16 protein-coding genes are annotated in these 12554 nt (G+C 63.4%); 1 reads left to right on the forward strand and 15 read right to left on the reverse strand.

Features of this window, described 5'->3' with window-relative positions; genetic code table 11:
• Positions 1-8: 8 nt before the first annotated feature.
• The 7 genes from ANTHELSMS3_RS19720 to ANTHELSMS3_RS19750 all read right to left on the reverse strand — a co-directional run bounded on the left by ANTHELSMS3_RS19720 (position 9) and on the right by ANTHELSMS3_RS19750 (position 6537).
• Positions 9-410, reverse strand: a complete 402-nt coding sequence (locus ANTHELSMS3_RS19720; RefSeq protein ID WP_094036352.1) for a hypothetical protein — start codon at positions 408-410, stop codon at positions 9-11.
• 40 nt (positions 411-450) lie between these two features.
• Entirely contained in the window at positions 451-1461 is a 1011-nt protein-coding gene (locus tag ANTHELSMS3_RS19725; RefSeq protein ID WP_094036353.1) for an endonuclease/exonuclease/phosphatase family protein, read from the reverse strand.
• A 9-nt stretch (positions 1462-1470) separates the two neighbouring features.
• The gene (locus ANTHELSMS3_RS19730; protein WP_094036354.1) at positions 1471-2160 is read right to left on the reverse strand and encodes a molecular chaperone DjiA; all 690 of its coding nucleotides are present in this window, start codon (positions 2158-2160) and stop codon (positions 1471-1473) included.
• Between the two features lie 89 nt (positions 2161-2249).
• On the reverse strand, positions 2250-2861 hold the full coding sequence (locus ANTHELSMS3_RS19735; RefSeq protein WP_094036355.1) for a VOC family protein: 612 nt from the start codon (positions 2859-2861) through the stop codon (positions 2250-2252).
• A gap of 63 nt (positions 2862-2924) precedes the next feature.
• Entirely contained in the window at positions 2925-3407 is a 483-nt protein-coding gene (locus ANTHELSMS3_RS19740; protein WP_254694790.1) for an MAPEG family protein, read from the reverse strand.
• Positions 3408-3503: 96 nt separating this feature from the next.
• Positions 3504-5642 carry a methylmalonyl-CoA mutase gene (gene scpA, locus ANTHELSMS3_RS19745; RefSeq protein ID WP_094036357.1) on the reverse strand — a complete coding sequence of 713 codons (2139 nt, stop codon included), beginning with the start codon at positions 5640-5642 and terminating at the stop codon, positions 3504-3506.
• The gene (locus ANTHELSMS3_RS19750) at positions 5611-6537 is read right to left on the reverse strand and encodes a hypothetical protein (RefSeq protein WP_094036358.1); all 927 of its coding nucleotides are present in this window, start codon (positions 6535-6537) and stop codon (positions 5611-5613) included. Before ANTHELSMS3_RS19750 ends, scpA begins: the two co-directional genes overlap by 32 nt.
• A 175-nt stretch (positions 6538-6712) precedes the next feature.
• On the opposite strand from ANTHELSMS3_RS19750, the gene ANTHELSMS3_RS19755 reads away from it, so the two are divergent.
• A complete protein-coding gene (locus ANTHELSMS3_RS19755; RefSeq protein ID WP_254694791.1) occupies positions 6713-7153 on the forward strand; it encodes a DUF4174 domain-containing protein in 441 nt (146 codons plus the stop codon).
• A gap of 70 nt (positions 7154-7223) precedes the next feature.
• Here the strand turns inward: ANTHELSMS3_RS19755 and ANTHELSMS3_RS19760 are convergent, their stop codons facing one another.
• The 8 genes from ANTHELSMS3_RS19760 to ANTHELSMS3_RS19790 form a co-directional block, all read right to left on the reverse strand.
• Positions 7224-7745: a hypothetical protein gene (locus ANTHELSMS3_RS19760; protein ID WP_157733588.1), complete on the reverse strand. Its 522-nt coding sequence runs from the start codon at positions 7743-7745 to the stop codon at positions 7224-7226.
• Between the two features lie 81 nt (positions 7746-7826).
• Positions 7827-8240, reverse strand: a complete 414-nt coding sequence (locus ANTHELSMS3_RS19765) for a hypothetical protein (protein ID WP_094036361.1) — start codon at positions 8238-8240, stop codon at positions 7827-7829.
• 3 nt (positions 8241-8243) lie between these two features.
• Positions 8244-10244: an acetyl-CoA carboxylase biotin carboxylase subunit gene (locus ANTHELSMS3_RS19770; RefSeq protein WP_094036362.1), complete on the reverse strand. Its 2001-nt coding sequence runs from the start codon at positions 10242-10244 to the stop codon at positions 8244-8246.
• A gap of 129 nt (positions 10245-10373) precedes the next feature.
• Complete coding sequence (locus tag ANTHELSMS3_RS19775) at positions 10374-10580, reverse strand: hypothetical protein (protein WP_089276130.1); 207 nt, start codon at positions 10578-10580, stop codon at positions 10374-10376.
• Positions 10581-10718: 138 nt separating this feature from the next.
• Positions 10719-10937 carry a hypothetical protein gene (locus ANTHELSMS3_RS19780; RefSeq protein ID WP_094036363.1) on the reverse strand — a complete coding sequence of 73 codons (219 nt, stop codon included), beginning with the start codon at positions 10935-10937 and terminating at the stop codon, positions 10719-10721.
• A gap of 358 nt (positions 10938-11295) precedes the next feature.
• Positions 11296-11658, reverse strand: a complete 363-nt coding sequence (locus ANTHELSMS3_RS19785; RefSeq protein WP_094036364.1) for a hypothetical protein — start codon at positions 11656-11658, stop codon at positions 11296-11298.
• Positions 11659-11790: 132 nt separating this feature from the next.
• Positions 11791-11934: a hypothetical protein gene (locus ANTHELSMS3_RS25845; RefSeq protein WP_162846276.1), complete on the reverse strand. Its 144-nt coding sequence runs from the start codon at positions 11932-11934 to the stop codon at positions 11791-11793.
• 214 nt (positions 11935-12148) lie between these two features.
• A complete protein-coding gene (locus tag ANTHELSMS3_RS19790) occupies positions 12149-12502 on the reverse strand; it encodes a DUF6497 family protein (RefSeq protein ID WP_094036365.1) in 354 nt (117 codons plus the stop codon).
• Positions 12503-12554: the final 52 nt, after the last annotated feature.

The following is a 12554-nucleotide window of genomic DNA, read 5'->3' on the forward strand; positions in this document are numbered from 1 at the left end:
CACGAACCTTACAGGTCGATCTGTTCCTCTGGCGCGGCTTTGGGACCGGGACCAAGGTCGGGATCGGACTCGGGGTCGGGTGTCTCAGGGGTTAGTGGCTCTCGGCGACGGATGAGGATGTCGCCATTGTCCAGCATTTCGGGCGGGTGATAGACCGTCCAATCCTCAACCTTTTCCAGCAGATCAGCCAAGGCCGGCCCCATCTCGACCGCGAAATCGCGCAGAAGGGGCTGCATCTCACGCGTGACCTCATCCAGTTCCTTCAGCGCCGGTTCCATTTCGGTCATCAACCCGCGCAGGAACAGCCTTGCCCCCTCTTCCATCAAGTTCAGACCGTCATCATCCTGTTGCGCGGCAACCGGCGCAGCAAGGAGCGATAGCACAAGGGCGGGCATGGCAAACTGTTTCATGACCCCAATATAGGTCCGGGCCCGCCGTCTGAGAAGATGCCTACAGATCGATATCCAGCGTCACCGGGAAATGGTCCGACGCCACCAGCAACGCGCCGCGCAATGCCTCATCCTGCCAGCACTCGGCGTCATCGAACGGATGCCAGATGCGCCAGCGCGGCGCGCGCGTCCGCAGCGCGGGTGAGATCATGACATAGTCCAGCAGCGCCTGAAGATAGCGTTTTTCTTCATAGATATAGAACCGCGCCGTTGTCGGCTGCGCACCCAACCGGCTTTGCAGCGCCTCGGATGCGTGAGGGTCGTACAACAGGCGGTCCGCCCCATTGCCCGTGCCCAGCAGGATCTCAACCGAGCTGCGCCCGAACAGGCCCTCATAGGCGTCAAGGCCGGGGCCATCGTTCAGATCCCCCATCAGGATCACATCCTCACCCGCCGTCAGATGCGCCTCTATCCGGCGGCGCAGCCAGACCGCCTGCGCCAGTTGCTTGCGCCGGTTGGCGATGGCCAGCTTCATGATCGCGTCATGGCCCCGCGCGCCATGGGGGGCTTTGGATTTGAGATGCGCGCCGATGATCCGCAGCCTGTGCCCCGACAGGGTTTCGACCGCCAATTCCAGCGGCGGTTTGGAAAAGGTCACGGTGTCGGCCCGCGCGTCGATGTCCAGGTCGATCTCGAACGCAGCGTCAAAGCGCGGTGCGGTGGCGCTGTGGTGCGGATCGTGACGCACGCGCAGCACGTCCGGGTCGAACATCAGCGCGATTTCCTGTTGGGTGTCGTTGACAAAGCCGGTCATCACGTCGCGGGTGCGCAGGCCTGCGGCGGCGGCGAAATTGGTCAATGCGCGGGTGGTCGACCGGCGGCGGCTGGTGTCGGGGGCCTCGATCACCATGACGGCGTCGGCGTCCACGGTGCGAAAAACGTGGCCCAGTGCCTCTAGCTGATCGCCGCGCGAAATCCTGTGCCTCCCGCCGATCTCATCGTCGACCAGCGGGCGGCCCTTGTTGTCAAACAGGGAGTCGAACCATTCGACGTTGTAGCTGGCCAGACGCATCGTCCGCCCTCAGGCGGTTTCACGCGCAGCGGTGGAAATCTCTTCCCACGCGCGATTGATGTCGATCAGACGTTTCTCGGCGATCTTGACCGCCTCTTGCGGCACCCCGCGTGCAATCATCACGTCCGGGTGGCTGTCCCGGACCAGTTGCCGCCAGCAGGCGCGAATCTGGTCGATCGGCATGTCGGGCGTAACCCCCAGCACGCTGTAGGGATCGGGGGCGGCATCGGGGACAAACCGCGCCCGAAGCGCGCGGAACTGGTGGTCATCCAGCCCGAAGATCGCCGCCACGTTGGACAGAAAGTCATCCTCGGCCGGGTGATAGGTGCCATCCGCCATGGCGATATGGAACAACCCCTCCATCAGGTCGCACAGGGTGCCCGCGCTGTCGCCGAACATCTGCCGGATGCGGCGGGCGTATTCCTCATAGCCCGCAACGTCCTGCCGGGCGAGGTTGAAGACCCGCGCCGCGCCGGCCTCATCCTCGGCCGCGATCTGGAACACTTCACGGAATGCCGTGACCTCATCGCGCGTCACCAGCCCGTCAGCCTTGGCCATCTTAGCGGACAGGGCGATCACGGCGATGGTAAAGGCGACGCCCCGTTCAGGCGGCGCGCGCAGCCGGTCAAAGACGGCGGCCAGCCCTTCGCCAGAGGCGAGCGCCTGAATGGCCTGAGAGATGCGGGACCAGATCGACATGGGATCAGTTTACGCGCTCTGGTAAAAAGTGTCAGGGGCGGATCAGAGAATTTTACGCATGGGCGCAAGGTTTTGCCGGTGGCCCGGCGTCACAATTGGCACGGGCCTTCCGGGCCGCTCAGACTTGCCCTCAATCCGGGGCGGGATGCGGTCTGGAACGACACAAGCGGTGCTGCAAGATGCGGTGCCAACACGGCTGCCAACGCAGGGGCCTCCGGGTGGACCACCACCAGCTGTTCCAGCACCAAGCCCGAGGCGGGCAGGCTCCGCCCCGGCGGGATGGCGACGTGCCACTGGATCAGTGCCGGGAACATGCCGTCAAAGGGCTGCCGCCCGTCCTCTGGCACCGCCATCGACCAGCGCAACCCGTCACGTTCCAGATCGACGCGCCGCCCCGCCATCGGCAGCGCCGCTATGGCGGCGTCAATGTCGGGCACGCGGGCAATCCACTTGTCCAGCCGCGCGGGGCCGTCAAAACTGTCCAGCCCGAACCAGCGGGCATCGTCTGGCGCGGGGGCCTGTGGGTCGATGGCAATGGCCTCCAGATAGACCTGCGGCGCAAGACCAATCAGCCGGTTGTGGGTGCCATAGCGCGCGTGACGCCCGCCCGCCCCCATCGGCAGGCCAAGCGCGGCCTCTACATGGGTCACGGCCTCTGCCAGCGTGCCGCCCAGCACAGCGATATGATCGAGTTCCAGCATGATGCGCCCCGTCGTTGTGTTCCGCGCGAAAGGTAGCCGCACAGAGGACCGATGAACAGTGCGTCAGAGCGCCGGTTGCACACCTTCGCGCAGCACCAGAAGGGCGGCAAGGACCGTGGGATAAAACGTAACGGCAAAGCCAAAGGCGCGCAGCGGCGGTGAGACGTGATAGCCGATCCAGAACGCCAGCCGCGCCAGCACAAACCCAGCCCCGAGGCTCAGGACTGTGCCGCTGCCCAGAAGCAGCCCGGCCAAAGGCCAGATACACACCGCCAGCAAGGCCTGCTCGACCGTGTTAGACAGAACGCGCCCATCGATCTCTGCCGCGCCGGTCAGCGGCGCGCCATCGATGATGCGGTCATCAAAAAAGCGCCTCTGCGCCAGTCGCCCGATCACAGCCATCAGGGGCAGACCGATGCAAAACCCCGCCAAACCCAGCGCAGCAGCCAGACCAACGTCTTTCCACATCGGTCCCAACCAGATCACCAGCACGGCCCAGAGCGCCCCCAGTGCCATGCCGATCAGGATCTTCACGCGTTTGGACATGGGTATCCGGCCCCAGCTTCTTCTTTGTTCAAATACCCAATCCCGGGGGCGCAGCCCCCGATGCGCGCGCCCGGCACGGGCGCGCGCCGAAACCGCTCAGGCCGCGTCGGCGCTGGCGGCGCGGATCAACCGCAGGATGTCCTGCGCGGCCTCGGGGATATTGGTGCCGGGGCCGAAAATCGCCTTTACACCCGCATTGTACAGGAATTCATAATCCTGTTGCGGGATCACGCCGCCGCAGATCACCAAAATCTCACCCGCGCCCTGCGCCTGCAGTTCCTTGACCAGTTGCGGGGCCAGTGTCTTGTGACCCGCCGCCTGAGACGAAATGCCGATGACATGAACGTCATTGTCGATGGCGTCCTGCGCCGCCTCTTCCGGCGTTTGGAACAGCGGCCCCACGTCGACGTCGAAACCGATGTCGGCAAAGGCGGTGGCGATCACCTTGGCCCCCCGATCGTGACCATCCTGCCCCATCTTGACCACCAACATACGCGGGCGGCGACCTTCTGCCTCGGCGAAATCCTCGACCGATTTCTGGATCGCGGCAAAGCCTTCGTCACCCTCATAGGCGGCGCCATAAACCCCGGCGAGCGTCTTGACCTCGGCCCGGTGGCGGCCAAATTCCTTTTCCATTGCCATGCTGATTTCCCCCACGGATGCCCGCGCGCGCGCCGCCTCGACAGCGGCCTCCAACAGATTGCCGCCCGCTTTGCAGCGGCGGGTCAATTCGTCCAGTGCCGCCTGACAGGCGACCTCATCCCGTGTGGCGCGGATCTTCTCGAGCCGGGCCACCTGTCCTTCGCGCACCTTGGCATTGTCGATATCAAGGATGTCGAGGTCGTCCTGCTTGTCCAGCTTGTACTTGTTCACACCCACAATCACGTCGATGCCCCGGTCGATCTCTGCCTGACGCTGGGCGGCGGTTTCCTCGATCCGCAGCTTGGGCATACCGGATTCCACGGCGCGGGTCATGCCGCCCATGCCGTCGACCTCTTCGATCAGCTTCCACGCCTCTTCGGCCAGATCATGGGTCAGCTTTTCGACGTAATACGACCCCGCCAGCGGATCGACGACCTTGGTGACGCCGGTTTCCTCTTGCAGGATCAGCTGGGTGTTGCGGGCGATGCGGGCGCTGAATTCGGTCGGCAGGGCGATCGCCTCGTCCAGCGCGTTGGTGTGCAGCGACTGCGTGCCGCCCAGAACCGCCGACATCGCCTCATACGCGGTGCGGATGACGTTGTTGTAAGGGTCCTGCTCGGCCAAGGACACGCCAGAGGTCTGGCAATGGGTGCGCAGCATCTTGGACCGGGGGTTCTGTGCGCCAAGGTCGGTCATGATGCGGTGCCAGAGCATCCGCGCGGCGCGCAGCTTAGCCACCTCCATGAAGAAGTTCTTGCCGATAGCAAAGAAGAACGACAGCCGACCGGCGAATTTGTCGATATCCATGCCCGCCTCGATGGCGGTTTTGACGTATTCCTTGCCGTCGGCCAGCGTGAACGCCAGTTCCTGCACAAGGTTCGCGCCCGCCTCTTGCATGTGGTAACCGGAGATCGAGATCGAGTTGAATTTCGGCATCTCGTTCGACGTGTATTCGATGATGTCCGAGATGATCCGCATCGAGGGCGCGGGCGGGTAGATATAGGTGTTGCGGACCATGAATTCCTTCAGAATGTCATTCTGAATGGTCCCGGACAGGATCGACTTGTCGTGGCCCTGTTCCTCACCGGTGACGATGAAATTCGCCAGCACCGGGATCACCGCGCCGTTCATGGTCATTGAGACCGACACCTTGTCCAGCGGGATGCCATCAAACAGGATCTTCATGTCCTCGACGCTGTCGATGGCGACACCGGCCTTGCCCACGTCGCCAACGACGCGGGGGTGGTCACTGTCGTATCCGCGGTGGGTGGCCAGATCGAAGGCGACAGAGACGCCCTGCTGCCCGGCGGCCAGCGCCTTGCGGTAGAATGCGTTTGAATCCTCGGCGGTGGAGAAACCGGCGTACTGACGGATGGTCCATGGCCGCCCGGCGTACATTGTTGCCTTGACCCCACGGGTGAACGGCTCTGCCCCCGGCAGGTCGCCCATGTGTGGCAGGTTCTCTGTATCGGCAGCGGTATAGAGCGGCTTGACCTCGATCCCCTCAAGGGTTTTCCAGGTTAGATCGTCCAGCGGGCGACCGCGCAGTTCCTTTTCAGCATCAGCGCGCCAGCTTTCGGGCAGGTCCGTCATCGGGTGTTCCTCTCTTCATGGCAGCCGCGGCCAGGTTCAGCCTAGGTCTCGCGGGCTCCGGGTCCTCTGTCAGTGTGGCCAGACCATCCGCCCCGGCACGCAGCCAGTAGAGATCGTCGGCATAGATTTCGCGCAGGCGGGTGGCCTGTGATGGGTTGAACGGGCTCCACCGGGTGTTTTCCGGCGTGTCGGGCAGTGCCGCGCCCCGGTCGGCCAGAACGGCGCGCAACCCGGCAGCGTCCGGGCGGCGGTTCTCGACAAAGCTGCCGGGGCGGGCCACGGGCACGGTACGGCGGTCGGTCAGCACCCGCAGCAGCAGATCCGGCCGGTCACCAAACGCCTCATAGGCGGTGATCTGAATGTCGGTGCCGGGACAGGCGCAGGCGATGTCGGTGATCACGTCACGCCAACTGCGGGCCGCACGGCTGATCGCCTCGATCGTGGCGGGGTCCGGCAGATCCTCTCCACGCGGCACCAGCCAAGCGATACACGAGGCCCACCACGCGTCCAGCGCGCGGACTTGGAGGGTGACGCGGGTCGGCCTGCCAAAGGCCGCAGACAGCCGCGCCAGCCGTTCTCCGATGCCGGGATAGACGGCGCGTCGCCGCAGGCAGCGTCGTGGCGTGCCGGCCATGTTCTCATCGGTGACGACCAGCGCGGCAATCCCATTGCGGCGCGCCGCTTCGAGGTTGATGGCGACCCGTCCGAGCGCGCGCTGTGGTTCATGTGCGGCGCAGGGCCGGTCGGCGATGCCGTTCAACAGCCCGCCCCGTGTGCGCCACGGCGCCCAGAACCCGATCCCCTGCGCCCCCAGCTCTGCCCGGTTGGCGCGCAGATAGCTTTGAAAACTGGTGGTGGCGGTGCGATGCGCACCGATATGCAAAATGACATCCATCGTGTTGCGGCCCCCATGGCGCGGCCCGCAGACGCGCAGTGCGCCGGGGCCTTCAGACTGGGGCGACCCTGCGCAGGGCCGGGTTGGGATGCCGTTAAAGATAAAATTTTTGCAGATGGAATGGCGCAATGGCTGTGCAGCCGGTCGGCGGCGACTTATATCGTTTTGTATGAAAATGGTAAAACGACTGATCGCGGCAGTTTTTGTGGGAGGCTTTGCCAGCCTTTCGGCGGCGCAAGGGGCGGAAACCTCGGACGAACCGTTCGAGATGATCCTGCCCGCCTCGGAGACGTCTCTGGAGGACTGGCTGTGGCTGAAACGCCCGGTGGTTGTCTTTGCCGACAACGCCGCGGACCCACGGTATGTCGAGCAGATGGCCCTGCTGTCGGAACGGCTGGACGCGCTGGATGAACGCGACGTGGTGATCATCACCGACACCGATCCGGCCGCGCGCTCCTCTGTGCGGCAAACCCTGCGTCCGCGCGGTTTCATGCTGGCGATCATCGCCAAGGACGGCACTATCGTGGCCCGCAAACCAGCGCCGTGGTCCGAGCGTGAAATCTCACGCTCGATCGACAAACTGCCGCTGCGCCAGCAGGAACAGCGCCCCAAGTAGGGCACGGCGGCGGTTTCAGCGACGGGCAAAGGCGAGCGGAGACGCCTATGCTCAACGATTTTGCCCGGCGTCAGACGTTGCCGCGCAGATAAAAGGCAATCTGTGAGGGCCGGTGCAGCAGCACCAGCGCATTGCGCGAGGGATCGTAGATCATCCCCGTGTCGGGCGACATCAGCGCGAGATAGATGTCGTTCTGGAACGCCTCTGTCATGCAGGCCTGTGATGGTCCCACAAAGCTGGAGATCAGGCCCAGCCCCTCTGACAGATTGACGGACATCAGCGCCTCTGACACCTCGTTGGGGCTCAGCCCCGGCAGTTCGAAGGCCACCGTGCGCCCCTCTGCCAGCAGGCGCTGGCCATTGCTTAGATCCTCGACCCGGCGCACCGGCCCGCTGCTGCGCACCTCGCCCGAGATCGTGTCGAAGATCGCCGCTGTACAGGTCGACCGCACGGTAAAGTGCCGCGTTTGTGCCAGAAACACCCAAGTATTGAGGTGTGCGCGCACCTCTGCCTCTGTTTCCAGCCGGAAACAGCCCGCCAACAGCGTCATAAGCAGCGTCGCCACCGCCCCAAGCGTTCCGACCCGTCGCACCACACCACCCTGCCCCGTTCCACCGTACCGTTGGCGCAAGCATAGTGCAGAGGGGTTGACGATATGTTGCCGACCGGCGGATCACAGCGTGTCCTCCGCCTCGCCCAGTTCGGCAACCAGCCGGTGCAGCGCGCCGCCGCCACACAGATAAAGCAGCGCGTAGCCCAAAAGGCTGCCGCCGCCCACCTCAAGCAGGCCGGAATAGACTGCCGAAAAGACCAGCGCCATGACCGCCAACACCACCAGAGGCCCGAACAGGTAAAACCCCCAGCCCGGCACCACCCCCAGCAACGCCGCGACGAGGGCCAGATAAATCGCGTATCCGGTCCCCACCGAAAGAATGGAAACCCCCAGTGCCGTGCCCAACAACAGCGCGTTGCCGCCTTCGCTAGGCACCAGAAACCAAAGTCCGACCGCCACGACCCCCGACACCACCAGCCCGGCCAGAAAGGCCAGACTGTGCAAAAGCCAGATACGGAGGGCGTGGCGCAGCATGGATTATTCGAACTCCATGATCACTTCGTCGACGGCAAGGCTATCGCCCGGCCCAGCATTGACCTTGGCCACCACGCCTTTGCGTTCGGCGCGCAGGATGTTTTCCATCTTCATCGCCTCGATGGTGCACAGCGCCTGCCCCTCCTGCACTTCTTCGCCTTCTTCGACGTTGATGTTTACGACCAGTCCGGGCATCGGGCACAGCAGCAACCGCGAGGTATCGGGCGCGACCTTTTCCGGCATCAGCGCGGCCAGTTCCGCCTGTCGGGGCGAGCGCACATTGACCTTGAGATCCGCGCCACGGGTGCGCAGGCGGAACCCTTGGGTGATCTTGTCGACCTTCAACACCAGCGTCTCGCCATCGACGGTCATCCGCGCGAGGCTGTCACCGGGGGTCCAGTCGCCTTCGACGCGTAGTGTGGCGCCATCGGCAAAGGCCACCGTCGCACCGTCATGGTCAGCGTCAATGGAGGTTTCGAACTGCAACCCTTGCAGGGACACAACCCAATCGCTGCCCACCCGGCGTTCGTGGTTGCCCAGCGTGCCGGTGACGCGTGTGCGGCGAATCTCCGCCACGCGGTTCATGGCAGCGGCGGCGGCAGCCAGGCGTTTCAGCTCTGGCTCGGCCAAGGTCACGCCCTCAAACCCGTCAGGATATTGTTCGGCGATAAAGGCGGTGGTCATCTCACCGGCGATGAAGATCGGGTGATCCATAACGGCGGCGACAAAAGGCAGGTTGTGGCCGATGCCCTCAACCTCAAAACTGTCCAGCGCGTTGCGCATGACCTCGATCGCGCCTTCGCGCGTGGGGGCCCATGTGCACAGTTTGGCGATCATCGGGTCGTAATACATGCTGATCTCACCGCCCTCAAAGACGCCGGTGTCGTTGCGCACGATCCCCTCGCCCAGCGGGCCCTCTGCGGGCGGGCGGTAACGGGTCAAACGGCCAATAGAAGGCAGAAAGCCGCGATACGGGTCCTCGGCATATAGGCGGTTCTCAATCGCCCAACCGTTGATCTTGAGGTCTTCTTGTTTGATCGACAGCGGCTCGCCGTTGGCGACGCGGATCATCTGTTCGACAAGGTCGATGCCGGTGATCAGTTCGGTCACGGGATGTTCCACCTGCAGGCGGGTGTTCATCTCAAGGAAGTAGAAGTTGCGGTCGCCGTCGACGATAAATTCCACAGTGCCTGCGCTGGCATAGCCAACCGCTTTGGCAAGCGCGACCGACTGTTCGCCCATCGACTTGCGCGTTTCTTCGTCAAGGAAGGGGCTGGGCGCCTCTTCGACAACCTTTTGGTTGCGGCGCTGGATCGAGCATTCGCGTTCGTGCAGGTACACCCCGTTGCCATGGGCGTCGCACAGCACCTGAATTTCGATGTGGCGCGGTTGCGTCACGAATTTCTCGATAAAGATGCGGTCGTCGCCAAAGGAGTTGGCCGCCTCGTTTTTCGACGATTGAAAGCCCTCACGTGCCTCTTCGTCGTTCCACGCGATGCGCATGCCCTTGCCGCCGCCCCCGGCGGAGGCCTTGATCATCACGGGATAGCCGATCTCTCCCGAGATCTTGACCGCCTCGTCCGCGTCCCCGATCAGGCCCATATAGCCCGGCACGGTGGAGACATTGGCCTCCTGCGCGATCTTCTTCGAGGTGATCTTGTCACCCATCGCCTCGATCGCTTTGACCGGGGGGCCGATGAACGCAACGCCAGCGGCCTCTAGTGCGAGGGCAAATTTCGGGTTTTCCGACAGGAACCCATAGCCCGGATGCACTGCCTGTGCGCCGGTTTGTTTGATGGCATCCATGATCTTGTCGATCACGATATAGGACTGGTTCGCGGCGGGCGGGCCGATGTGGACCGCCTCATCCGCCACTTTCACATGCAGCGCGTTCTTGTCGGCGTCGGAATAGACGGCGACCGTCTTGATGCCCATCTTGCGAGCGGTCTTGATGACCCGGCAGGCGATCTCGCCCCGGTTGGCGATCAGGATCTTGTCGAACATGTCTGTCCCTTCTTCTTGGCGGCGCTTTGGCGCGCATCTGCACATGCAAACGCCGCCCGGACCCTGCGGTCCGGACGGCGTTGAAACGGTACTGGGGCGGCGCCGATCAGACGCGCGCCGGAAGAATGATTACCGGCACAATTCGGGTGTGACGTCGTCGCAGACAACACCGGCAGTGCCACCGATGGCCGCGCCAGCCGCAACACTGCGTCCGGTCGCTGCGGCACCCGCGGCGCCGATGCCCGCGCCAATGACGCCGCGTTCCAGATCGGTGCCTTCGCAGGCGGCAAGGCCGAGAGTTGCGGCGAGTGCGGCGGAAAGAGTGATGATACGCATGAAAGAGTCTCCTTGTCCCATGTCGGTTCGACAGGATGATGGGGCTTCAACGCGTCAGGGGAAAGATCGTTCCATGCCGCAGCTTTAGAGGTGGCAGGTTCCAGCGCATGATGCGCGGCAACCCGCCAAGGCGCGGCATCAGCAGCGCGACGGGTATGTGCTGCAATAGGCGATATTGGTCGCGACACCAACAGCCGCGCCGGTGAGGACATTGACGTCCAGCGCAACGGCAGAGACCGCGCCCGCCCCCGCGCCATACGCGGCCTGCTCGCCCAGGTTGTCGCCGCAGGCCGACAGCGCCACGGCTGCGCCAAGGCAGAGGGCAAGGTGGAAACGGGTCGTGGTGTGTCTTTGCATGTGAGGTTCTCCTCATCTCTGATCGACTGCTCAGACCCGAGAGAACACCATCGAGAGGGGAATTTCCAGTGCCATTTCCCCCTATGCAAGACCGGGCGCAAGAATCCGCCAAGCCCTTGGCCAAATGTAAAAAATTCGGATGCCAAAAGGAAATGGGGCGACCTGGCCGGGGACAGACCGGGCCGCCCCGAGGGGGGGTGGGATGCGCGGGGACAAAGGGACTGTATGGGACCCGGGCCGCGACCCAACGCCACGCTTGCAGAATCCGACAGCCCTGCAAAGCCCTCAGTGCGCGAAAAAAAACCATAGGCGACTGCCCGCGCAATCTGGCGGTGAACTGGCAGGAAAACGCCCAAGATCACTCCCAGTCCTCCGATTCGTCGAAGGCCTCTGGAAAGGCGGCGCGCGCGGCCCCTTCGTCGATCACCAAAAGCGCGTCATAGCTCTCTGGATCAAAGGGGTCATCAACCGGCAGAACCTCGCGGCCGAACAGCCAAGACAGGCGTCCGGCATCCAGATTGCCGCGTTCGAACGGGTCAGAGCCAAAGTGACGCCAGAGCGCGGCCATAAACGCCATATCGGCGCGGCGGTCCGCGGGGCGCCGGTCGCGATAACGGTCGCGGCGTGTGATCGGCGAGGCGCCCTTGGGATTGGCGCGACGGATCACGAACTGAAAGTCGGTGCCGGTCAACCGGCCGGGAAATCCGCGATGTTTCAGCATGTGCCGACCTCCGGCACATGGAATCGCGAACCGAAGTGGCGCGAGAAAGCTGTGATGCTCAATCGTATTCCGCGCGCTGCCCCTGTCGTGCGGAAAAGCGGGACGGACGCGCTGGTCCGCCCCGATAGGTTCTTACTTGTACTTGCCCGTGTACACCGGCTCGACCGAGATGGGCTCGGGATCGACAACGATGTACTCTTCTTCTTCTTGCTGCGCGCAAGCGGAAACGCCTGCGATGACAGCGAACATGGCAAGCAGTTTGATGCTCTTGGACATCTTCTACTCCTGTCTAGTGTTTCGAAACATTCAGCGCGCGCGCGCCCTGCCTGTCCCCGTTCTGAGGTTTTGACTGCATTGATGCAATCAACAGCAAACCTACCCGAGGGTTGCGCAAAAAGATACGCCACCCTTGGCAACGATTCGCGCTGTGACCCAGAAGTCGCAAATACTTGTCCACATGAGAGTCGGGTCGCAAGATATTGTGGAGTCATTAAAAAGCCTCCCAGATACAGAGGTCGCTTTCGACCGAGTAGCTTTCGAAAAATTGAGTGACACCCGGCGTCATTTCGCCGAAAACCACCGGTGCAGACATCAGAGTAATCACGATTTGTGATGGTTCACCGCCATCCTGCACAATACGCGCCAGTGCGTCCTGGGTGCAGAGCAGTTCCATATCCCCGGCCACATCAGCATAAAGCACCCCGTCTTGCGCCAAGTGCGGCGCGATGTAACGCACCCGCCAGACGGGGGGTTGGGCGATAATGTCGTGATGTTCGATCTCTAGCCCGGAGGTCGGCAGGATCTGCTGCGCTGCCGCCAAAGGCGCGGCCAGCAAGCCTGCCACTAACGCGATACCCAGTTGTGAGACCCTTGGGCGGCAGCCCCGACACCAGCGG

This window comes from Antarctobacter heliothermus (genome assembly GCF_002237555.1).
In the GTDB taxonomy this organism is placed as follows: domain Bacteria; phylum Pseudomonadota; class Alphaproteobacteria; order Rhodobacterales; family Rhodobacteraceae; genus Antarctobacter; species Antarctobacter heliothermus_B.